The organism is Colwellia sp. BRX8-4, from assembly GCF_014077345.1.
Lineage (GTDB): Bacteria > Pseudomonadota > Gammaproteobacteria > Enterobacterales > Alteromonadaceae > Colwellia_A.
The window spans coordinates 65,298-86,356 of sequence record NZ_JACGVS010000005.1 but is presented as its reverse complement, the minus strand read 5'-3'; the positions used below and the strand labels follow the sequence as shown (position 1 = coordinate 86,356).

Annotated in this window: 19 protein-coding genes; 7 read left to right on the top strand and 12 right to left on the bottom strand. The window is 37.7% G+C overall.

Going from position 1 to position 21,059, the window contains the following annotated elements:
- Positions 1–169: 169 nt before the first annotated feature.
- From H4J56_RS06265 to H4J56_RS06250, 4 genes are all read right to left on the bottom strand, one after another.
- Positions 170–709, bottom strand: a complete 540-nt coding sequence (locus tag H4J56_RS06265; RefSeq protein ID WP_182259027.1) for a GNAT family N-acetyltransferase — start codon at positions 707–709, stop codon at positions 170–172.
- Positions 710–711: 2 nt separating this feature from the next.
- Positions 712–1,632: a manganese-dependent inorganic pyrophosphatase gene (locus H4J56_RS06260; protein ID WP_182176428.1), complete on the bottom strand. Its 921-nt coding sequence runs from the start codon at positions 1,630–1,632 to the stop codon at positions 712–714.
- Between the two features lie 152 nt (positions 1,633–1,784).
- Entirely contained in the window at positions 1,785–2,975 is a 1,191-nt protein-coding gene (chrA, locus tag H4J56_RS06255; RefSeq protein ID WP_182214675.1) for a chromate efflux transporter, read from the bottom strand.
- Positions 2,976–3,367: 392 nt separating this feature from the next.
- A complete protein-coding gene (locus H4J56_RS06250; RefSeq protein WP_182243118.1) occupies positions 3,368–4,336 on the bottom strand; it encodes a class 1 fructose-bisphosphatase in 969 nt (322 codons plus the stop codon).
- Between the two features lie 222 nt (positions 4,337–4,558).
- On the opposite strand from H4J56_RS06250, the gene H4J56_RS06245 reads away from it, so the two are divergent.
- Positions 4,559–6,991 carry a zinc-dependent metalloprotease gene (locus H4J56_RS06245; protein ID WP_182259026.1) on the top strand — a complete coding sequence of 811 codons (2,433 nt, stop codon included), beginning with the start codon at positions 4,559–4,561 and terminating at the stop codon, positions 6,989–6,991.
- Between the two features lie 69 nt (positions 6,992–7,060).
- Here the strand turns inward: H4J56_RS06245 and H4J56_RS06240 are convergent, their stop codons facing one another.
- The 3 genes from H4J56_RS06240 to H4J56_RS06230 all read right to left on the bottom strand — a co-directional run bounded on the left by H4J56_RS06240 (position 7,061) and on the right by H4J56_RS06230 (position 10,195).
- Positions 7,061–8,170 carry a M28 family metallopeptidase gene (locus H4J56_RS06240; protein WP_220465910.1) on the bottom strand — a complete coding sequence of 370 codons (1,110 nt, stop codon included), beginning with the start codon at positions 8,168–8,170 and terminating at the stop codon, positions 7,061–7,063.
- A gap of 148 nt (positions 8,171–8,318) precedes the next feature.
- Positions 8,319–9,080: an ABC transporter substrate-binding protein gene (locus tag H4J56_RS06235; protein ID WP_182244183.1), complete on the bottom strand. Its 762-nt coding sequence runs from the start codon at positions 9,078–9,080 to the stop codon at positions 8,319–8,321.
- Between the two features lie 218 nt (positions 9,081–9,298).
- On the bottom strand, positions 9,299–10,195 hold the full coding sequence (locus H4J56_RS06230; RefSeq protein ID WP_182214669.1) for a DMT family transporter: 897 nt from the start codon (positions 10,193–10,195) through the stop codon (positions 9,299–9,301).
- A 197-nt stretch (positions 10,196–10,392) separates the two neighbouring features.
- On the opposite strand from H4J56_RS06230, the gene H4J56_RS06225 reads away from it, so the two are divergent.
- Genes H4J56_RS06225 through elbB form a run of 3 tightly spaced genes read left to right on the top strand, consistent with a single transcriptional unit; the run spans position 10,393 to position 13,695 of the window.
- Positions 10,393–11,841 (top strand): PLP-dependent aminotransferase family protein, encoded by a 1,449-nt coding sequence (locus H4J56_RS06225; protein WP_182221204.1) that lies wholly within the window; start codon positions 10,393–10,395, stop codon positions 11,839–11,841.
- Complete coding sequence (locus H4J56_RS06220) at positions 11,838–13,040, top strand: multidrug effflux MFS transporter (protein ID WP_182259025.1); 1,203 nt, start codon at positions 11,838–11,840, stop codon at positions 13,038–13,040. Before H4J56_RS06225 ends, H4J56_RS06220 begins: the two co-directional genes overlap by 4 nt.
- Position 13,041: 1 nt before the next feature.
- Positions 13,042–13,695 carry an isoprenoid biosynthesis glyoxalase ElbB gene (elbB, locus tag H4J56_RS06215; RefSeq protein WP_182259024.1) on the top strand — a complete coding sequence of 218 codons (654 nt, stop codon included), beginning with the start codon at positions 13,042–13,044 and terminating at the stop codon, positions 13,693–13,695.
- On the opposite strand, the gene H4J56_RS06210 is transcribed toward elbB, so the two are convergent.
- The 5 genes from H4J56_RS06210 to aroQ all read right to left on the bottom strand — a co-directional run bounded on the left by H4J56_RS06210 (position 13,692) and on the right by aroQ (position 16,578).
- Complete coding sequence (locus H4J56_RS06210; RefSeq protein WP_083277942.1) at positions 13,692–13,862, bottom strand: oxidoreductase-like domain-containing protein; 171 nt, start codon at positions 13,860–13,862, stop codon at positions 13,692–13,694. The two genes, elbB and H4J56_RS06210, sit on opposite strands and share 4 nt — an antisense overlap.
- 30 nt (positions 13,863–13,892) lie before the next feature.
- A complete protein-coding gene (locus tag H4J56_RS06205) occupies positions 13,893–14,090 on the bottom strand; it encodes an oxidoreductase-like domain-containing protein (RefSeq protein ID WP_182214663.1) in 198 nt (65 codons plus the stop codon).
- Positions 14,091–14,227: 137 nt separating this feature from the next.
- On the bottom strand, positions 14,228–15,574 hold the full coding sequence (gene accC / locus H4J56_RS06200; protein ID WP_070374912.1) for an acetyl-CoA carboxylase biotin carboxylase subunit: 1,347 nt from the start codon (positions 15,572–15,574) through the stop codon (positions 14,228–14,230).
- Between the two features lie 31 nt (positions 15,575–15,605).
- The gene (gene accB, locus H4J56_RS06195; RefSeq protein ID WP_182214661.1) at positions 15,606–16,043 is read right to left on the bottom strand and encodes an acetyl-CoA carboxylase biotin carboxyl carrier protein; all 438 of its coding nucleotides are present in this window, start codon (positions 16,041–16,043) and stop codon (positions 15,606–15,608) included.
- Positions 16,044–16,122: 79 nt separating this feature from the next.
- Positions 16,123–16,578: a type II 3-dehydroquinate dehydratase gene (gene aroQ / locus H4J56_RS06190; RefSeq protein ID WP_182214659.1), complete on the bottom strand. Its 456-nt coding sequence runs from the start codon at positions 16,576–16,578 to the stop codon at positions 16,123–16,125.
- 418 nt (positions 16,579–16,996) lie between these two features.
- Between aroQ and H4J56_RS06185 the strand changes: the two genes are divergently transcribed.
- Genes H4J56_RS06185 through H4J56_RS06175 form a run of 3 tightly spaced genes read left to right on the top strand, consistent with a single transcriptional unit; the run spans position 16,997 to position 21,057 of the window.
- Positions 16,997–17,395, top strand: a complete 399-nt coding sequence (locus H4J56_RS06185; protein WP_182221201.1) for a hypothetical protein — start codon at positions 16,997–16,999, stop codon at positions 17,393–17,395.
- A gap of 1 nt (position 17,396) precedes the next feature.
- On the top strand, positions 17,397–18,581 hold the full coding sequence (locus H4J56_RS06180) for a hypothetical protein (RefSeq protein WP_182259023.1): 1,185 nt from the start codon (positions 17,397–17,399) through the stop codon (positions 18,579–18,581).
- Between the two features lie 13 nt (positions 18,582–18,594).
- Positions 18,595–21,057: a bifunctional diguanylate cyclase/phosphodiesterase gene (locus H4J56_RS06175; RefSeq protein ID WP_182259022.1), complete on the top strand. Its 2,463-nt coding sequence runs from the start codon at positions 18,595–18,597 to the stop codon at positions 21,055–21,057.
- The last annotated feature ends 2 nt before the right edge of the window (positions 21,058–21,059 follow it).

The following is a 21,059-nucleotide window of genomic DNA, read 5'->3' as shown; positions in this document are numbered from 1 at the left end:
ATGATCAACCCATTAAAATTATGCCTTTAGCTAAGGTATTAGCATATAAAAATTATCAGATAAATCAACAGAATATACTCAGGTTTATTCGAGTAAGAACAGGCTATTTAAAAATACCCTTTCAGGAAAAGACATAAGCTCGGTGACTGCTAATGTAGAACATTAACCGTTAGGTATTTTGAAGCTGATAGTAAGCGACGGTACATTCAAATAATGGGTCAACATGAAGATATGTTTTAAGATATGACATACCTATTTTTTTCATTACACCTATTGAAGCTAGATTGTTTTCGTCGGCAATGGCGCTAAATTTTTCGTATTCAGGATTCATGGCTAAAGCATTTTTAATATGTTGAGCCGCTTCACTGGCAAAACCTTTGCCCCATGATGTTTGAAAAAATCGCCAACCGAGCTCTAGGTTATTAAACTCAGGTAAGGCAGAGAAAAAATTCATCGGCCGCACAAGCACCCAGCCAATATATTGATCAGTTTCAGTGATATTAACTTGCCACAATCCCCAACCTTTAGTTGGACTTAGGTATTTTTTCATACGAGGCAATAACACATTTGTAATGGTCTCGCGAGACGACGGATTACCATCACTGATAAAACGCATCACTTCTGGGTCTTGGTCAAGTTGATACAATAACTCTGCATCGTCAGCAGACATTAATTTGTAGCTTAGTCGTGCAGAGTTATTGATTTTCATTTTTAAGCTAATGAATCTTGGAGAGGTGGAACAACTTGTTTTTTACGACTCAATACGCCGTCTAACCATACTTTACCGTCAACAAGTGGTTTGCCATAAGCTTTTTCTGTTAAATCAGCATTGTCGCTAATAACTAACATTTCAGAGCCTTCTTTCATAATGTCTGTCAGTAATAATAAAACCGTGTGTCGGCTACCTTCGGCTTTTAATTTTGCAATGTCAGCAAATAATTCAAGCTTCATATCATCAAAGATGGCGAGGTCAAGTACTTCCAACTGACCGATACCCACTAAGTTGCCATGCATGTTAAAGTCTTTAAAATCACGTAAAACTAGGTCACGTATAGGCGTACCTAATACGGCAGATTTCACCTCAAACATTTCCATACCCAAGGCTTTTGCGTCGCTAATGCCTGCAATTTCAGCTAATGCTTCAACACATTTTATATCAGCAGTGGTACAGGTGGGTGATTTAAAAATAACCGTATCAGACAAAATAGCGCACATCATTGCACCAGCAATATTTTTTGGAATTTCTACATCATAGAAATCGTACATCATTTTAATGATGGTATTGGTACAGCCAACAGGACGAACCCAAATTTCTAATGGGGTAGAGGTAGTAATATCGCCTAATTTATGATGATCAATAATACCTAATATTGTTGCTTCATCGATATCATCGGGTCCTTGAATACGGTCGGAATGGTCAACAATATAGATACCTTCGCCAGCAAAACTTGTTTTTAATTCAGGTTGCTCAAAACCAAACTTGTCTAAAATAAATAAAGTTTCTGGTGAAAGCTCCCCTAAACGGGCTGGGACGGTTTCTTCACCTAGCGTGGTTTTTAAATAGGAAAGGGCGATAGCTGAACAGATTGAATCTGAATCAGGTGTTTTGTGTCCAACAGCGTAATTAGGCATAAGTTTCTCGTATTAGCGTTTATATTGAGGCTATATTTTAAATTGGCGATATTTTAGCAAACAAACCATGGCGGTGAAAAGTTAAAGCTCACATTATCGGCACTAAATCATATCAATAGCACTAAGGCGCTTATTACTCTGCGATAACCGACTTAGTAGAATTGCGTTAATAAACCAACGCCAACAAATGTCACCACTAAAACAATAATAGGCAGTTTGACTATCCGTAATAAATAAAAACCAATAAGCACAGAAAATAAGTCAAATAGTGAACTAACAGCACTAGTAAAAATAGGGTGATAAAGCGCAGAAAATAATAGACCAACCACAGCGGCATTTACCGCCATAATCGCACCGGCGACTTTGGGCTTTGTTGCTAATGATTGCCAAGTACTTTCAAAGGTGAGTACCAATAAAAATCCAGGTAAAAATATTGCTAAGGTTGCGACTGTCGCTCCTATTAAAGGGGCTTGTGGAAATAGCTCTGCACCCAGAAAAGTCGCTAGGGTAAACATTGGGCCAGGAACTGCTTGCGCTGCGGCATAACCGGTAAGAAAAACATCGTTCGATAACGCTTCACCAATTGTTTGTTGTAATAGTGGCAAGACAACGTGTCCGCCACCAAAGACCATACTGCCCGCTTGAAAAAACTGATTGAATAAGACCATGATATCGGCTGTGTTAATCGGTGCTCCAACTACGGTTGCTAGTGGTAAAGCAAAGAGGATGATTAAGAACAACATCAATGGCAGTATTTTAAACTGTCTTGAGGTTAGAGCTGAAGGTTGGGTGACTTCAGTGGTAACTGATTTTAACGATGGATTAACAAAAAAACCAAAGCTTGCTGCGATAGTCAGTATGAAAATTTGCATCGTTAAACTCGGTAAAGTGATTAAAGCAATCGCTGTTATAACCGCAATAAGTCTGTGGGTGTAATTATTACAGAAACTTTTAAACATAGTTAAACAAGCGTCAGCCACTACCACCACAGCCAGTAATTTCAAACCACTTATAACATGAAAAACCCAAGGTTGTTCAGCACCGCTAATATTAGTGGCGAGTAAATAGATAAGAATAAATGACGGTAAGGTAAAACCGATAAATGCAGCAATGCCGCCAGGCAGTCCAGCTTGTCTCAATCCAATAGCAAAACCTAATTGACTAGAGCCAGGACCCGGTAAAAATTGGCTTAATGAGATTAAATTTGCATAACTTGTTTGATCTAACCACTTTAGTTTATCGACAAATGTTTTTTGGAAATAGCCAATATGTGCGGCAGGTCCACCAAAACTGATACAACCTAAAAAAAGAAAACGCCAAAATACTTCAAATAGTTTTTTCATAAAAATGTCGTTAAAAGCCAGTCAATTATATTAACTATTATATCGTAAAACTATGAAGGGAATATTAAATTTAACAGTAAAAAAACTCAATGAATGGAGCTTTTTTACCGACATAAGAAAAGTGTTAGTGACATGTAATAAGCTAAACAGGCTTCATCTTTGTTTTTAGAAACCTGTTAATTGGACTTCGACATGTTGATGCATGCTAATTTTCGATTATTTGTAATAAGCTAAACAGGCCTCTACTTCATTTTTCGAGCCCTGTTAATTGGACTTCGACATGTTGATGCATGCTAATTTTTGATTATTTGTAATAAGCTAAACAGGCTTCATCTTTGTTTTTAGAAACCTGTTAATTGGACTTATACACGTTGATACATGCTAATTTTCGATTATTTGTAATAAGCTAAACAGGCTTCTACTTCGTTTTTTGAGCCCATAATTACTTCGACACGCTGATGAATGCTGTTCGGCTCCATATCCATAATGCGTCCTTCACTGGTCATCGCCAGTCCACCCGCTTGTTCAATGAGAAAACTCATTGGATTCGCTTCATACATTAAGCGTAGCTTGTGTGGTTGTTGCGGGTTTTTACTATCTTGTGGATAAGTAAAAATACCACCACGTGTTAATACACGATGAATGTCACCAACCATAGCGGCAATCCAACGCATGTTGAAATTTTTGCCACGAGGGCCGGTATCACCTGCAAGTAAATCACTGATGTAATTCTGCATAGGCGCTTGCCAAAAACGTTGATTTGACATGTTAACAGCAAATTCTTGTGTGTCCGCAGGCACTTGAACATTACGTTCAACTAATAAAAAACCACCATGAGTACGGTCAAGTACATAAAAATGGGTACCGCTACCCGTAGTCATTACCAACATAGTTGACGGACCATATAAGACATAACCCGCACAAAGTTGTTTGTTACCCGCTTGCTTAAACATGTCTGGATCACTAGCATCCATATCACTTGGTGCTTGATGAATAGAGAAAATTGTGCCAATTAATGAGTTGATTTCGATATTAGAGCTGCCATCAAGTGGATCGAAAGAAACCAGATACTTGCCATTTTTTTCACCTGCAACAGAGCTATCTTCTTCTTCAGAAGAAATCGCTTTAACAAAGCCAGACTCTAATAAAATATCTTTAAGTAATTCATTTGCAACGACATCTAATTCTTTCTGAACTTCACCTTGAATATTTTCATCCAAAGTTGAACCCATCAAATCACTTAAGTGACCTTGGCTAACACGAAATGAAATTTCTTTAGTTGCCGCTAAAATCGTTTTGATCAGCGAAATTAAATCGAGTGGAACATTATCTTGACGTAAAGCTGGTGCTAGTCGTTGCATCGGGTTACCTAATTGATTTAGAGTAAGACTCTTAAAAATTGAGTCATAAAATTGTTGGTTATTTAATGTCGTAAAATAATAATAGCAGCTACATATTACATTATTTTACGATTAGAGGTGACGATGAAAGCTATCACCTCACCTGTAAGGCTAATGATAACAAAAATAATGGAATGACTTGAATATATATTTATAGAACCAAAAATCAAATAGGGAAAAACGATGAAACTGACGCTAGGTGTCTTTTTAATATTTATTTGTAGTACCTTTTCAATAGCCGCGCTCAGCGAAGAAATTCTTAGTTATAATGACTTTGTTAAAGATAAAGATCACCAGCAAGGCTATTTTTCTTTTTTTCATGATAAAAAAAAGGGCAATGTTTATTTAGAGATCCAGCAATTTGAACAAGACTTTTTATTTCAAAGCGGTTTACCTCAAGGAGTCGGTTCTAATGATATTGGACTTGATAGAGGCCAGTTAGGTGATACCCGTCTAGTACGCTTTGAAAAAGTAGGAGAGAAGGTCTTTCTCCGCCAACTTAATACTTATTATCGAGCGGATACTGAAAACAACTTAGAAAAAAAAGCCGTTAGCGAGGCATTTGCCAGCTCTATTATTTGGGGGTTTAAAGTTGCCAAAGAAAGTAAGGACGGTAAAAAAGTATTAATTGATTATACACCCTTTCTTTTATCTGATATTCATCAATTATCAAGTAAACTTAAACAACGTCAACAAGGTAACTTCAAAATTGATGAAAGCCGAAGTGGTATCTATATAAAACGCAGCAAGGCCTTTCCTAATAATACTGAGCTTGAAGCAACAGTGACTTACCAAGGAACCGATGCAGGTAAATACTTACGCTCAGTAACGCCAGACTCAACAGCTGTTACAGTGAACTTACATCATTCGCTGATTAAATTACCAGACGACAAATACCAAGCACGTGCTTTTCATCCTTACAGTGGCTTTTGGTCAAATAGTTATGCCGATTACGCCAGTGCTATCGACCAACCGTTAATTCAGCGTAATATTCCACGTCATCGCTTAAACAAAAAAGATAGAAATCTTGAGGTCAGCGAAGCGGTTGAACCTATTATTTATTATTTAGATGCCGGCGTACCTGAACCTATAAAAAGTGCTTTACTGGATGGCGCTCGTTGGTGGGACCAAGCATTTTCAGCCATCGGTTATAAAAATGCTTTTCAGGTAAAAATGTTACCAGCCGATGCAGACCCTATGGATGTTCGTTATAATGTTATTCAATGGGTACATCGAGCGACAAGAGGTTGGTCTTATGGTTCATCAGTGATAGACCCAAGAACAGGAGAAATATTAAAGGGGCATGTAACATTGGGCTCTCTACGTGTTCGTCAAGATTATCTCATTGCTTTGGGTTTAACATCTCCTTTTAAGTCATCTATAACAGACACTTCACCAATGAAAGAAATGGCTTTAGCACGCATTCGTCAATTGTCGGCTCATGAAGTTGGGCACACTTTAGGTATCGCGCATAATTTTGCCGCAAGTGCTAATAATCGCGCTTCAGTAATGGATTATCCTCACCCGTTAATTACCTTGAAAAATGGTGAAATTGATTTATCAAATGCCTACGCTACAGATATTGGTCGCTGGGACAAATCAGTTATTGCTTATGGTTATGCTGATATAACGGCTGATAAAGAAGCCGAGTACTTAGCGAAAGTTATAGCAAGCGCGCAACAAGCAGATTTGCTGTATATGTCAGACTCAGATGCGCGTTCTTCTTCAAGTGCACATAGTCGCGCACATTTGTGGGACAACGGAGTAGATGCCGCCGATGAGCTTAATAGAGTCTTAAAAATACGTGAAAAAGCGCTAACAGACTTTGGTTTAAATAGTATTCCTCTAGGGCGACCTTTGTCAGAAATTGAAGAGGTTTTGGTGCCCATCTATAATTTTCATCGTTTTCAAGTTACCGCCGCAGCAAAATTAATTTCAGGTATAGACTATCGCTATCAACTGCGAGAAGAAAATGTTCTAAAGCCATTGGAGGTAGTCTCAGGTAAACAGCAGCGAAAAGCGCTGCAGGTTTTATTAGCCACTCTAGATACAAAAATATTAACCTTGCCAGAACACATAGTGAAACTTATTCCACCAAAAGCTTATGGTTATTATCGTAATCGCGAAAGTTTTGCTGGTAATACGGGGCTTACTTTTGATCCGGTTTCTGCTGCGCAGGCTAGTGCTAAACACACGGTGTCTTTGCTTTTAAATGAACAACGTTTAGCACGTTTACAGCAACAGTCAGTAATGGATAAGCGTATTTTGAGTGTGCAAGAATTGATTAACGCTTTAATAGAACAGTCAATTAAAGTACCGGCTGAAAAGGGCTTGGCTTTGTTGGTTCAACAGCGGGTCAATCAACAAGTTATTGAGCATTTATTAGCACTTTGGCATAACAAAAATTTAGTAACAGAGGTGCGTGCAGAAGTTTATATGGCTTTACTTAATATAAATGAATGGTTAAATGATAATTATGACTCTAAAAAGTACAAGCGCTTAGCTGCTCAGTTTATGTTGTTAGCAGCGCAGATTACCCATAGTCTTGAGCAAGGAAAACTTGTTCATCCTGCTGCTAGTATCACTATGCCGCCGGGTTCACCTATTGGTAGTTAATTATTGAAGTGTGGGTGGCTTGAGTCTTAATAAAACCGCCCACACCTTTAAAATATTATTTTTATTTTTTTACTTTGACGGTAAATATTTATCAGGATTAGCTAATAATTCAATTAGCACCTCAACATTATTATTAAGCTGCTGCTTAGCACGTCCCGGAAATATTTCATCAAGTTTATCTAAACGGTCAAATTGAGTATGCCAAATATTTCCCCAGTTTTTCTCGGCTTTATTATCACAAGCTGTTGAAGTCTTTTTATCATAACAAGTCCACAATTTTTTTGCGGTTGATTGAGAGTAACCATCAAAGCCATTCTGGCCATTAATTGAAAAGTTGGTTGATTCTACATACGCAATAGGAATACCAGCACAGGCAAAACTAGCATGATCAGACCAAGAGCCAGTTACACCTTCAGGATAGCCTTCATAGTCAGGATGAATAACATACTTGTTTTGTTCGCCTAACACCTTAATTGATGCCTTGAGTAAGGCATTTCGCATAAAAGTGTCGCTGTTATAAGTTTCATTTTTACAATTATCATAAGCTTGTGTATGCGCACTATGTACATAAACCTTATCGCCACCTGCTATGGTGTCAAAATTAATCATCGCTGCGATATTATCTAATTTGTTATGGGTTAATAAGTCGTTGACGTAATAGTTTGAACCTTGCAAACCAATTTCTTCTGCGCCAAAGGCAATAAAGCGAATACTATAATTATTTGGCATTTTTGTGGTCAATGCTTGGGCTATCGCTAACATTGCCGCAACACCTGCGCCGTTATCTGTGGCGCCCATTGACCCCGTTTTCATTGCCGTTGAATCATAATGTGCGCCAAGTATGATGGTTGGCTTTGTTACGTCACCAAATTCAGCAATAATGTTCTTTGATTCACCGACCATTTTTCTACTGTTATAGGAAAAATTTTGCTCGGTAACTCGATAACCAAACTTTTCAAATTTAGTTTTAATATAGCGGGCTGTTTGCTGTTCTTTTATCGTTCCAGCTTCGCGAGCACCTATACCTTCGGTGGGTGAAACAAGTTCTTTAAGATAGGTATAAGCAGCAGTTTCATTGTTATCTTTTTTGGCTTGTTCGCTTGATAACGAGCAAGATGTTACGAGCAATAAAGAGCTAGAAAGCAAACAAGGTAGCACTGAGCGATGGAAATATTTCATATTACCCTTAAATTTTAAGACGAGATAAAGCGGATTATTTTAAGGTAATAGGATAATGGAGTCACTTGTTATTAACAACTACGCGCGATAATAAATGCGCAACAACTAACCTTATAAAGTACTTAGTTATAAATTAAGTCGATGAGCATTATATATAAGCTTTTATAATACTTTCGAGACTACCATCTATTTTTAATCGTTGAATGGCATCATTGATTTGGGGTAAAAGATATTTTAGCTCTTTTCTTAGTCTAATTTTTAAGTAACCATCAGAATGGACGGGGCCTAAAATAATGGGTACTGATAATATTTTTGCCCAATATTGTGCTGGTTTATCACCACTAATAGCAAAGGTGATCCTTTTTCTAAAAAGTGCTTTTATTAACTCTTTTTCTGAAGGGTAATCTAGGCGATTAAATAAATTATCATTGTGATAATAGTAACCTCGAACGGTACCTATATCTTGGTCGGTTAATTGTTGATCTTCCCCTAAGTTTTCAGGAATAACGGTACCGGCCAAATAGATAATATGCTCTTTAATTGGGATCACGCTATCGCTAAAGACATAGTCGTCAGACTGTTGCTCTTTAGATAACCAATCAGGATTAATTAAATCAAAATCAACGAGACCATTTTTCAATGATAAATTGGTGCGTTTTGGCGGTAAAATTATTTCCTTACCACTTATATTGGCAGTGGCGAGTATTATGGCTACGGCGTCAACGACGATGCCACGTTTTTCACCGGTATTAATATAATAGGGATACCAAGCATTTGAGCCAGAAGGGTCAAACTTTAACGTTACTATGGGTAAATAATGATTATTATTTATTTTTTGGCAAGCGGCACTCGTCGTCAAAAGTAACGATAGCGCTAGTATTAACAATTGACCCCATGAGTTATTTAACATCTTGCCCCTAATTAATGATTTTATAAAAATTAATCACTCTAAAAAGAGTAGCATCTCAATAAAATTATGCCTTTATTTTAACTCGATTTTTATTGAAAATAACAGCGTCACTTAGCGTTTTTATACGCTGCTTATGTTATTACCTATAAATTACTTGGTAAAGTCATTTTGGGTTAACAAGCTGATTTAACATAAATATATTTAAAAGTAGGATACTTTTATGGTGTTATTATTATATTTTTCTTTTTTGGTTTAGTTAACACAACAATATTCCCGGCGACAATAATTAATAAGCCAATGACAGTATAAATATTCCAGCTAAAACCTTCAAATATCGTTGAGATAACGACGGCAACAGCAGGGAACATCACGCTTGCATATGAGGCCTTATGGGCTCCGATGTTATTTAAAAGTGTTAAGTAACTGGCAAATGCAATAATAGAACCGAAAACCGATAGGTAAATCAGCGAACTAATATAGGGTAAGGTATATGAAAAACTAAATGATTTTCCTTGTATTAATAGCAATATAGTCATAAATATTGAGCCATAAAACATACCCCAAGCATTGGCTTGCATCATAGGTAAATTCATAAGTTTATTTTTCATTGAGACCATATTGCCCGTTGATGCGAACAATGTTCCAACGAAGCAAAGTGATAAACCTAGTAATGTTTCTGCGCCTAACTCGGTATCGTTAATTTGTGGCCAGAATAAAACCACAATGCCGGTTAAACCTAGAAAAGCGCCTAGATAAGTTTGTTGAGTAATTTTAGTGTTAAACCAAATGCGCGCATTGACCACATTGAAAAACATAATCATTGAAAAAGCGATTGAGGCAAGCGCAGAATTTATATGCTGTTGAGCTGAATATAAAAAATAGTAATTACAGCCAAATAACATCAAACCAAAGAACAGAAATTGTAGATGCTGTTTTTTGTTAAAGGCAAGTGAGAGCTTTTTAAAACGACAATAAGCAAATAGCAGAAGTGCAGCTAAGCCAAAACGATAAACAATAGATGCTTCGGCGGGAACATCACCTAATTGATAATTAATGGCGATCCAAGTTGTTCCCCAGATAAGTACGGTGATCACATATAATAGTGTGTTGTTCATTATTCTTTCCTGAAAAATTTAAGCGCAATCTTCTCAATTAATTTTGACTAAATCACTGTAACAGCATTTCTTATATGAAGTACTATTTCTTAAGGTCGACTTATTTCTAAAACACTAGTTTATAGATAGTTCTGTTGTGTAACAGATACAAAAAATATAAAATGTAACCTATACAGTTTTTGTTGAGGTGAAATAAAATGCGACTTTTAGATAAATCTTCTTCAGAATTTTTATATCAGCAAGTCATTGACTTTGTTGAAGACCAAGAAAAAAGTGGTGCAATAAGAGCGGGAGACAAACTACCTAGCCTACGTAAACTCAGTAGACAATTTGAGATAAGTATACCGACAGTTAAACAAGCGTATATTGAACTAGAGCGTCAGGGTAGTATTTCTGCAAGGCCACAATCAGGCTATTATTTAAAAGCTAAGCAAGCACGAACCTTAAAACCTATGCGGTCATTATGGGCAAGTTGTCAGCCCGTTGAAATCTCATGTCGAAGCATAATAGAACAAGTTTATGAAGCTGTTCATTTACCCGATACTGTCGCATTGGGTATTTCTAACCCGGTCAATGCACACCCACCAGATAAAGCCTTAGCACGATTAATGCGTTCGGTATTGAGTAAGAATGCTGAAAAAGCGGTTAGTTACGGACCGGTAAATGGTGATCCAAAACTGCGTTTAAACCTTGCTTTTCGTTATCATGAGCAAGGCGTGGCCATTAATCATGACGATATAATTATCACTAGTGGTGCCCAAGAAGCACTCTCAATTGCCTTACAGTGTGTCGCTGAACGTGGTGATATCATCGCTGTAGAATCACCGTGTTTCTTCGGCTTGATTGAATTAATTGAAAGTTTGGGTATGAAAGCTCTGGAAGTTTATACCTGCACTGAAGAGGGGATTTGTGTTGAAGAACTGGCTAAAGTTATTGAGCAACATCCGGTAAAAGCGTGTTTGTTTTCTACCGCTATCTCTAACCCACTTGGCTCTATGATGACTAATCAACAGCGCCAGAATATGGTCAGTTTATTAGAAAAACATGATATTCCACTTATCGAAGATGAAGTTTACAGTGACTTATATTTTAGCAAAGATAGACCAGTACCCGCGCAGCTTTACTCCAAAAAAGGCCTAGTGCTAACCTGCTCATCTTTTTCAAAGACCGCCGCACCAGGTTATCGGGTCGGTTGGCTATTACCAGGCAGATATGAAGAAGCAGCAAAACGTATTAAACGCGCCCAGTCTTGCTCAACACCGATGTTACAGCAATGGACATTAACTGATTATTTGATGAGTGGTGAATATGATCGTCACTTACAAGTGTTAAGAAAAACCTTACGTTATAACTGCGAGCGGATGCGTGCCTTAATCGCTAGTCATTTTCCAAAAGAAGTCTGCATTTCACAGCCACAAGGTGGCAGTGTCTTATGGATACGTTGCCGTTCTCATGTTGATACTAGCCAATTTTTTACTCAGGCTATTGCTAAAGGGGTGAGTTTTGCTCCCGGTGAAATTTTTTCCCCAACCGGGCAATATAAAAATTTTATGCGCATTAGCTATGGGGTGAAATGGTGTGAAAAAATAGACAAAGCGATTGCTGACCTTGGCAAACTTGTTTACGACTATCCGGAAAAATCATGAGAAACCTAAAAGTTAGTGAACAAACAGAGCTTTCATTAAAATTATTATTACCCTTATTAGCAGCCATTATTGCTATTTCGCCATTGGCAATCGACATGTATTTGCCGGCAATGCCAATACTGGCGGAGCATTTGTCAACTGATATGCCAATGGTACAAAATAGCCTGAGTATATATTTACTAGGCTATGCTTTAGGTCTGTTATTTTTTGGCCCACAAGCGGATAAACACAGCAGAAGAAAATTAGTGATGCTCGGTATCTCAGGTTTTATCGTGATGAGTATAGCGATAACGTTTGTCACGAGTATTGAACAGTTTTTATCCTTACGATTTTTTCAGGCATTTATTAGTAGTGCGGCTACGGTTGTTGTGCCGGGAACAATAAAAGAGCGATATGGCAAAGATACCGCCAAAGGGTTTTCTTATGTATCTATGATTATGATGATAGCGCCTATGATAGCGCCCGCTATTGGCTCAGTGTTACTGCTGCATAGTTGGCAGCTTATATTTTTAAGTTTAGCGGCCTACAGCTTTATTATTTTACTTTTGGTGTATCGATTTTTACCTGAAGTAAAGCGTGAGAAAAATTTAGCACCGGTTAGTTTTCTGCAACGCTATAAAATTGTTTTATCTAATAAAAAGTCACAACTAAATATTGTTACGTCTATGGTTATTTCATTAGCTTTTTTTGCTTATATTACCGCGATCCCTTTTATCTATCTAACGGTTTTTAAGGTCTCGGAATTTGAATTTAGCCTACTATTTGCCGTTAATGTTTTGGCGTTAATGACCGCCCATTTTATTAATACCCGCTTAGTTAGTCGTAAAGGGTCATTTAAAATGTTGACCTACGGTTTAATCGTTGCGTTATGTTTTTCTTCATTGTTGGTGGTGGTAAACTTTTTGCAGCTACCATTAATGTACACGGCAGTTGCGGTATTGCCGTTGATGGGCAGTTTATCGATGATAGCGGTCAATGCTGATGCACTTATTATGCAAGAATTTACCCGGGAATCAGGTACAGCTAGTGCGGTAATAGGTACTCTTCGCTTTGGCATTGGCGCATTAGCAGGACCAATATTAGCGTATTTTTATGATGGTAGTGCTTTACCATTTGCATTATTGATGTGGTGCTCGATAATAGTTGTTTTATTATGTCAGTTACCTAATATGACAAAGAATATAGGAATAAAGGATTAACATGAAAAAAATAGCGATTATTTTATCTGGCTGTGGCGTTTATGACGGCAGTGAAATACATGAAAGTGTTTTAACGTTATTAGCGATTGAACAGCAAGGAGCAAGCTATCGTTGTTTTGCGCCAAACATTAATCAACATCATGTGATTAACCATTTAACTGGCGCGGTTAGTGAAGATGAAACACGTAATGTTTTGGTTGAATCTGCGCGCATTGCCCGTGGTGACATTGAAGACATTACTGAGCTATATCATGAAGAATTTGATGCGCTAATTTTCCCTGGTGGCTTTGGCGCGGCAAAGAATCTCTGTGGCTTCGCGCTTGATGCAGAAAACTATCAAATAAATGCTGAAGTACTTGTTGCTGCTCAACGCTTTATTAAAGCGGACAAACCGCTTGGCTTTATGTGTATTGCTCCGGCAATGATCCCCCTTATTTACGGTGAGGATGTTCAAGCAACGATTGGTAAAGACCGTGATATCGCAGAGTCGTTAATAAAGCGTGGTTTAGCACACGTTGATTGTGAAGTGGGCGATATTGTTGTTGACGGAAAACGAAAACTTGTTTCAACACCGGCCTACATGCTAGCGACATCACTTGTTGAGGCGGCCAGCGGTATTAATAAATTAGTGAAAAAAGTGATTGCCTTGAGCTAAGGTTGTTCAGCGTTTACTGCTTGCTCTTTAGCTTGTAATTCAGTCTGCTGTAAACGCCACTTTTCGTATTCACTATAGTAGTGGTCCCATACACAAGGGCAACAAGCGCCGCCGCCGCAACAGTCATCGTCGGCGGGAAGGGAAGGTTCTTTAAGTAATTCAGTCATACACAGTATCGCTTAGAAAGTCGCTTAGTCTTAATTTGACTCGTTGTCTTGGGCTTGTTTTTCTTTTAGTGCGACTTGTTGCAGGCGCCATTCTTTACGCTTTGCATAGAAATTGTCCCAAACACATGGTGTACATGCGCTGTCACAACATTCACCATCGGCAGGTGGTAAAGGTTTTTCAAGTAATTCAGTCATATTTTTAAATTCAATGAGTAAAGTATAAGCCATATATTGTTATCTATGGTAACACGACATCATTGCTATTTGGGTGTAGGAATTTCACTTTTATGTAAACGTTTAATACCGTTATCCCTGATATAAAAAAGCCCTGCGATGCAGGGCTTGATTGTTAAATTTGTAGAAACTTATTCAGCTTCAGCTAATTTCTTTTCTAGATAATGGATGTTGGCACCGCCATTAACAAAACCTTTATCATTTAAAATATTTTGATGTAAGGCAATGTTGGTTTTAATACCGTCAATCACTAATTCGGCTAAGGCATTGCGCATACGTGCGATTGCAACATCTCTGTTATCACCCCAAGTGATCAGTTTGCCGATCATAGAGTCATAATTTGGTGGTACCGTATACTCAGCGTAGATATGAGAATCCCAACGAACACCCAATCCTCCTGGAGGATGGAAACGAGTGATTTTGCCCGGTGAAGGAACAAAAGTACGAGGGTCTTCAGCATTGATACGACATTCAATAGAATGGCCAGCGATTTTAATATCATCTTGGGTATAAGATAATGGTTGACCAGCAGCAACACGTAATTGCTCTTTGATCAAATCAACACCGGTGATCATTTCAGTAACTGGATGCTCAACTTGAATACGGGTATTCATTTCAATAAAGTAGAATTCACCGTTTTCGTATAAAAATTCAAAAGTACCGGCGCCACGATAATTAATATCAATACAAGCTTTACAACAACGCTCACCAATTTTGGCGCGCATTTCTGGAGTAATACCTGGTGCGGGAGCTTCTTCTACCACTTTTTGATGACGACGCTGCATAGAACAATCACGCTCACCTAAGTGAATTGCAGCACCTTGACCATCAGCCATTATTTGAATTTCAACATGACGAGGATTTTCAAGGAATTTTTCCATGTAAACCATATCATTTTTGAAAATAGTACCGGCTTCTCTTTTGGTTAATGCAATCGCGTCGACTAAATCTTCTTCGCTGCGCACAACACGCATACCACGACCACCACCGCCACCAGCCGCTTTGACGATAATCGGGTAGCCAATACGTTTAGCATGAGCTTTATTGGCCGCTTCATCATCATTAAGCGGGCCATCTGACCCTGGAACACAAGGAACACCCGCTATTTTCATTGCTTTAATTGCCGCAACTTTATCACCCATAATACGGATGCTTTCAGCTTTTGGACCGATAAAGGCAAAGCCTGACTTTTCAACCTGTTCTGCAAAATCAGCATTCTCAGCTAGAAAACCATAACCAGGATGTATTGCTACTGCGTTAGTGACTTCAGCTGCCGTTATTATGGCAGGAATATTAAGGTAGCTGTCAGGCGCTGGCGCTTTGCCAATACAGATAGTTTCATCGGCTAATAAAACATGTTTTAAGTTTCTGTCAGCCGTAGAGTGTACTGCAACAGTTTTTATACCGAGTTCTTTACATGCACGTAATATTCTTAGTGCAATTTCGCCTCGATTGGCGATAACAACTTTATCTAACATGGAATGATCCTTTTGTTTGATATCTATAGGATTATTCAATGATGAATAGCGGCTGGTCAAATTCTATAGCGTCTTCATTGCCCGCTAGAATTTCTTTTATAACACCAGACTTATCAGCTTCAATTTGGTTCATCATTTTCATTGCCTCAAGAATACATAAAGTATCACCAGCATTGACATGTTTACCTACTTCGACAAATGCAGGTGAATCAGGTGATGCAGAAGCGTAGAAAGTACCAACCATTGGCGAACGAACAACGTGACCTGAAATAACAGCAGGTGCCGTTTCAGTGACTACAGGTGCGGCAATAGGTGCAGCAGCAGGAGCAGAGTGCATCATTGGAGCAGCTTGTACCATAGTACCGCCACGACAAATACGTACTGATTCTTCACCTTCAGAAATTTCTAATTCGTTAATCCCTGATTCTTGTACTAATTCAATTAATTTTTTTATTTTACGAATATCCATTTGAATACCTTTTTATCAATGTGTAATTTATGTTGTAAATAGAGCCGCTAAAGTTAAGCCACTCTCTGTTGTTTTTTCATTAACTTTTATGGTCAGTCAACCAAGTATAAGCCGACGCTAACGCATATTTATAACCATCGGCACCTAAGCCGCAAATAACACCAATAGCTTTGTCTGATAGATACGAATGATGTCTAAACGACTCTCTAGCATGGACATTTGAAAGATGAACTTCAATATATGGAATGTCCACAGAGAGGAGTGCGTCACGTATCGCTATACTAGTATGGGTAAATGCGGCAGGATTAATGACAATAAAGTCTATTTCATTATGAGCTTGATGTATTTTTTCTATTAGTAGGTGTTCAGCATTTGATTGCAAATGACTTAATTCAATTCTCAGTGGTATAGCTTGCAATGTTAAATCGTCAATAATATCGGTTAATGATTGCGCGCCATAAATTTCAGGCTCGCGTTTCCCTAACATATTTAAGTTAGGGCCATTTATCACTAAAACTTTAAACTTTGTAGTCATTTTCTGAGAAAAACCTATTAAATAGCAAATATTACAAATATCATCACATAAAAGCTAGAGTGATGGAACAGCTAATAACAAAATCGAGCATTTCTGCTGTTAAGCGATTATTATAGTGTTTTCGCAGAATATAGCAGCAAAATACTGGTCTGATCTGTTGTTGTTAACTTTTTATCAATAAGTTAACAATAAAGTTTTGTATTTTAGGAAAAATTTACTACAATATTATTATCTATATTTAGTAATCAATTCATTGGTTTAGCGGTTTTTATATACAGGTTAACATATAGCAGTGGGTTGCGTGGTCTCCTTTACTCGGTTACTACTAGTGGCTACGGAGCACTTTGTTAGATACACAAAGAGCTCTTTATTTCTCATTAACAAGGATTTAGTTATCAGCCAAATTCTAATCAGATTAATGGTTCTTGTCATATTAATTGGCAGTCCGGCAACTCATGCGGTCGAAGTTATTACCAATATCACTGCTGATACTGTGTCAATAACAACCACTCAGTTGCGTCGTATATATTCAATGCGTCAAACTAAATGGGCCAATGGCCTACCAATAACTATTTTTGTTTTATCAAGTACTAATCCCACCCATCAAAAATTTTGTAAAGACACCTTACGCTTATTTCCATATCAACTTGACCGCATATGGGACAAGTTGACTTTCTCAGGTATGGGTATTGCACCAACTGTGGTGTTAAGTGAAGAGGAGCTAATTGAAGCCGTTAAATCAACCACAGGTGCCATTGGTTACATTGAAAATATTAATGAGGTAAGTGATGTCAATCTGCTTAAAATCGATCAATAAAATGAATTATAAAGTAATGTGCTTATCAGCATTACTTGCGCTTAATGCGCAAGCACAGGAAGGGCACTCGGCAGATCCGTTAAAAATACATGGCTTTGTTGCGCAAGGCGTTATTGACGTCGACAATAGCAACTTCGTTAATGATAACGGCGAAATATCGTTAAAGTTAACAGAAATAGGACTTAATACCTCGTATCAATTTTCTGACGATTATCGCTTTGCAGCACAAGCTGTTTATTTAAACGGGGGCAATCGCTACAAGGAAGGTTTGCGTGTTGATTACTTCTTAATAGATTGGAGCGCTTATAGTTCAGATGAGTGGCAAGCCAATTTATTTGTTGGCCGTTTTAAAAATGCCCACTGGTTACATTCAAGTACCCGTGATATTCCTTTTGCACGGCCCTCAATTTTGTTACCGCAAGGGACTTATTTTGACGGCTTTCGTGACATCGCTGTTGGTGGCGATGGTGCTGCATTAAAATTGACGTACAATAATGATAAATATGGCGAATTTGATTTCAATTTTAGCCGTGGTAAAAGTCCGATTGATAGTGATGATGCAGAAGTCATTCTCACTAAGTTAGCACAGGGAAATATCGAGCATGAGCTTGATACGCAGGCGAGTGTTTATTGGCGGCCAGTATTTTCACAATGGCGCTTTGGTCTAACCTTATTGGATTCAGAATTTAACTATAAAAATGAGAGTCCTGATTTTTTTGTTGATGGACGATTTGTTTTTCAGTTTTATACGGTGAATGCTTTATATGAAGGTGAACACTGGGAATTTACCAGTGAAATTTTACAAACAAGGTTTTTAACGGAAGGTTTTTATGCTGCTCAGTTTAACCAAGTCAATATTGGTCAAGGTGGCTATGTTCAAGCGGTTTACAAGGTAAATCAACGATTGAAATTTATTAGTCGTTTTGAAAATTTCTATGTAAATAAGGATGATAAAAAAGGCCGTCAATTACAACAACAAAGTTTTGGCACCATACCTCATTATTTTGCTTATCAGCATGATAAGATGCTAGGGTTTTCATACGATTTTTCTGATAATTTACGAGTCAATGCGGAGTACCATTGGGTAAAAGGCGCTGCGCGCGTTAATCCTATTGTGTTACCCAACCCAGAGGCGAACAGTGAGCATTGGAAAATGTGGGCCTTACAACTAATGTACTGGTTCTAGTGGGGCTAACTTGATGAGAAAAAGATTTGTTAGCGTTCCTGTTAAATTATTAGTGCTAGTTATTGGGGCGTTATTGCTCCTAACGGCTATTTTTTCTTACTTGTCTTTATCAAGGTTAAATCAAGAATTCACCCAATATCAAAGTGATACTTTACGTAAAGGCCAGGCACAATTTTCTGTGCAAAATAACGTATTACGTCAAAAGATACTGACGTGGCTAGAGTCGTTTTCAGATATTGTGCGGTTAAAAGAACAGGCTGATTTTGACGTTTTAGCACAAGAGTTTGCCGCGCAGTTTGATACCCTGCAAATGAATCAAAATGTTGAAAATGTATGGTTAGTTTCAGCAAATAATGAAGAGTTATACCTTTCTAATGCTATTCCTAAATTTGTTCAGCTGAGTATTGAAAATGTACTAAAACATCAGCAACCAGAACACACTTTGTACTGTGAGGGTCAATGTGTTCAGTTGATCACCATACCGGTATTAAACGGTAAGGGTGATATGGCGATTGTTGCGATGACAGTTTCACTTGTTGATATGATTTATTACATAAATCAAGCGCTTGATAATGAGTTGGCTGTTGTAAGTTTTTCTCGTGTAGACAAGCTTGTATCAATAACAGGTAACGAAGAGGCTATTATACTTGCTGACGCTAAATTTATCTCTTCAACAAATACTCAACTAGTCAGTGAATTATTTATGTCGAACCAAGAAATTGTCAACAGCGAGATGATTAATTTTCAAGGTATAAAAGCTACAGCCAACGATAGCAGTTATCTGATTAACTTAATTCCCATCGCAAATACCCGTGATGATTTTTATTACCTGGCACTGATTGATGACGCCACTATTTTTACAGATAAGTATCAGCAAAATCGTTGGCAATTTTTAATTTTTACCTTAGTTGTGCTTATTGCTTTAGTGATTGTTGTTCATTTTGTTGCTAGCCCCTTTACTCGTCGCTTACTAGTCTTGTCAGATGTTTTACCTCTATTGGCGAAAAAAGAATTTGATCGGTTTCGTCAAACAGACCTACAAAGAAATGGTAAATATATTGATGAACTAGATATTTTAGCCAATGCGGCCACCGAGTTAAGTTTTGAACTTGAACAGTTAAATATTGAAATTGAACAAAAAACGAAAGAGCTCGAAAATATTGCCATGTATGATTTGTTAACGGGATTGCCTAACCGCAATATGCTTAACTATCAACTGCGTAAAGCGTTTCTCAATGTGTCACGCAGTGACGGACAAATTGCCGTTTTATTTTTAGATCTCGATGATTTTAAGAAAGTAAATGATAGTCATGGTCATACTGATGGCGACAAGTTGTTAATTCAAGCGGCTAATCGTTTGCGCTCCAGTATTCGGAGAGTTGATATGGCTTGTCGATTTGGTGGTGATGAATTTGTTGTGGTACTTGGTCATATCGATAATGAAAATGATGCAGTGCTTGTCGCACAAGAAATTTTAGAAGCATTTAAAGAACCAATTAAAATACAAAATAGCCTTTTTTATGTAAGTACCAGTATTGGAATAGCCTTTGCTCCTGAAGAAATGACTAAGTCAGAAGATCTGATCAGTTATGCCGATATCGCTATGTATGAAGCTAAAGATGATGGTGGCGCCAAATATCATATTTACCATGAAGAGATGTATAAAAAAGTTGCCCTTCGGGTGATGATGGAAAGTGAAGTTAGACAGGCTTTAGCTAAAAATCAATTTAGCTTAAGTTTACAACCTCAGTTAGATGCAAAAACAAAAAAACTATACGGCTTTGAAGCGTTACTTCGATGGCAGCATCCTGAACGAGGCATGGTTTCGCCGGAAGATTTTATTCCTCTCCTTGAAAATTCTCAGCACATGGTTGAACTGGGTTATTGGGTGATCAGACGCTGTTTTGAACTTTGCCAAACTTTTATTGATAAGGGTTTAACTGATGTCCGTATTGCGATAAATCTGTCAGCAGGTCAATTTGCCGATCCTCATCTAACCCCTTATTTAACCGATTTACTTACTGAGTTCTCGCTTGAGGCAAGTCACTTCGAACTAGAGCTGACTGAACAAACCTTAGTAAAAAATATTGATAGTGCAATTGAAATGATGAATGGCTTGAGAGATGTAGGGTTTAGTTTTGCCATTGATGATTTTGGTACCGGTTATTCGTCATTAGCTTATTTGAAAAAAATGCCAGTCGACGTTATTAAAATAGATAAAAGCTTTGTATTTGGCATGTTAGAAAATCGAGCTGATTATCAAATTATTATGTCAACCATTGCTATGGTGAAGAACTTAGGTTTGCAGGTTATCGCAGAAGGTGTTGAAACGAGTGCGCAGTTACGCAGTTTAACAGAAAACGATTGTGATATTATTCAAGGATATTACTTTTCTAAACCTATTCCTGAAACCAAACTAATGGAATTTCTTGATACAAAAATTGTTAATGGTTATTGGAAAGTATCAGCACTTTAACC

Bases quoted from the DNA above. Each gene is read 5' to 3' on its own strand.
- H4J56_RS06265 (WP_182259027.1), bottom strand. From the start codon at position 709: ATGAAAATCAATAACTCTGCACGACTAAGCTACAAATTAATGTCTGCT.
- H4J56_RS06260 (WP_182176428.1), bottom strand. From the start codon at position 1,632: ATGCCTAATTACGCTGTTGGACACAAAACACCTGATTCAGATTCAATC.
- chrA (WP_182214675.1), bottom strand. From the start codon at position 2,975: ATGAAAAAACTATTTGAAGTATTTTGGCGTTTTCTTTTTTTAGGTTGT.
- H4J56_RS06250 (WP_182243118.1), bottom strand. From the start codon at position 4,336: ATGCAACGACTAGCACCAGCTTTACGTCAAGATAATGTTCCACTCGAT.
- H4J56_RS06245 (WP_182259026.1), top strand. From the start codon at position 4,559: ATGAAACTGACGCTAGGTGTCTTTTTAATATTTATTTGTAGTACCTTT.
- H4J56_RS06240 (WP_220465910.1), bottom strand. From the start codon at position 8,170: ATGAAATATTTCCATCGCTCAGTGCTACCTTGTTTGCTTTCTAGCTCT.
- H4J56_RS06235 (WP_182244183.1), bottom strand. From the start codon at position 9,080: ATGTTAAATAACTCATGGGGTCAATTGTTAATACTAGCGCTATCGTTA.
- H4J56_RS06230 (WP_182214669.1), bottom strand. From the start codon at position 10,195: ATGAACAACACACTATTATATGTGATCACCGTACTTATCTGGGGAACA.
- H4J56_RS06225 (WP_182221204.1), top strand. From the start codon at position 10,393: ATGCGACTTTTAGATAAATCTTCTTCAGAATTTTTATATCAGCAAGTC.
- H4J56_RS06220 (WP_182259025.1), top strand. From the start codon at position 11,838: ATGAGAAACCTAAAAGTTAGTGAACAAACAGAGCTTTCATTAAAATTA.
- elbB (WP_182259024.1), top strand. From the start codon at position 13,042: ATGAAAAAAATAGCGATTATTTTATCTGGCTGTGGCGTTTATGACGGC.
- H4J56_RS06210 (WP_083277942.1), bottom strand. From the start codon at position 13,862: ATGACTGAATTACTTAAAGAACCTTCCCTTCCCGCCGACGATGACTGT.
- H4J56_RS06205 (WP_182214663.1), bottom strand. From the start codon at position 14,090: ATGGCTTATACTTTACTCATTGAATTTAAAAATATGACTGAATTACTT.
- accC (WP_070374912.1), bottom strand. From the start codon at position 15,574: ATGTTAGATAAAGTTGTTATCGCCAATCGAGGCGAAATTGCACTAAGA.
- accB (WP_182214661.1), bottom strand. From the start codon at position 16,043: ATGGATATTCGTAAAATAAAAAAATTAATTGAATTAGTACAAGAATCA.
- aroQ (WP_182214659.1), bottom strand. From the start codon at position 16,578: ATGACTACAAAGTTTAAAGTTTTAGTGATAAATGGCCCTAACTTAAAT.
- H4J56_RS06185 (WP_182221201.1), top strand. From the start codon at position 16,997: ATGGTTCTTGTCATATTAATTGGCAGTCCGGCAACTCATGCGGTCGAA.
- H4J56_RS06180 (WP_182259023.1), top strand. From the start codon at position 17,397: ATGAATTATAAAGTAATGTGCTTATCAGCATTACTTGCGCTTAATGCG.
- H4J56_RS06175 (WP_182259022.1), top strand. From the start codon at position 18,595: ATGAGAAAAAGATTTGTTAGCGTTCCTGTTAAATTATTAGTGCTAGTT.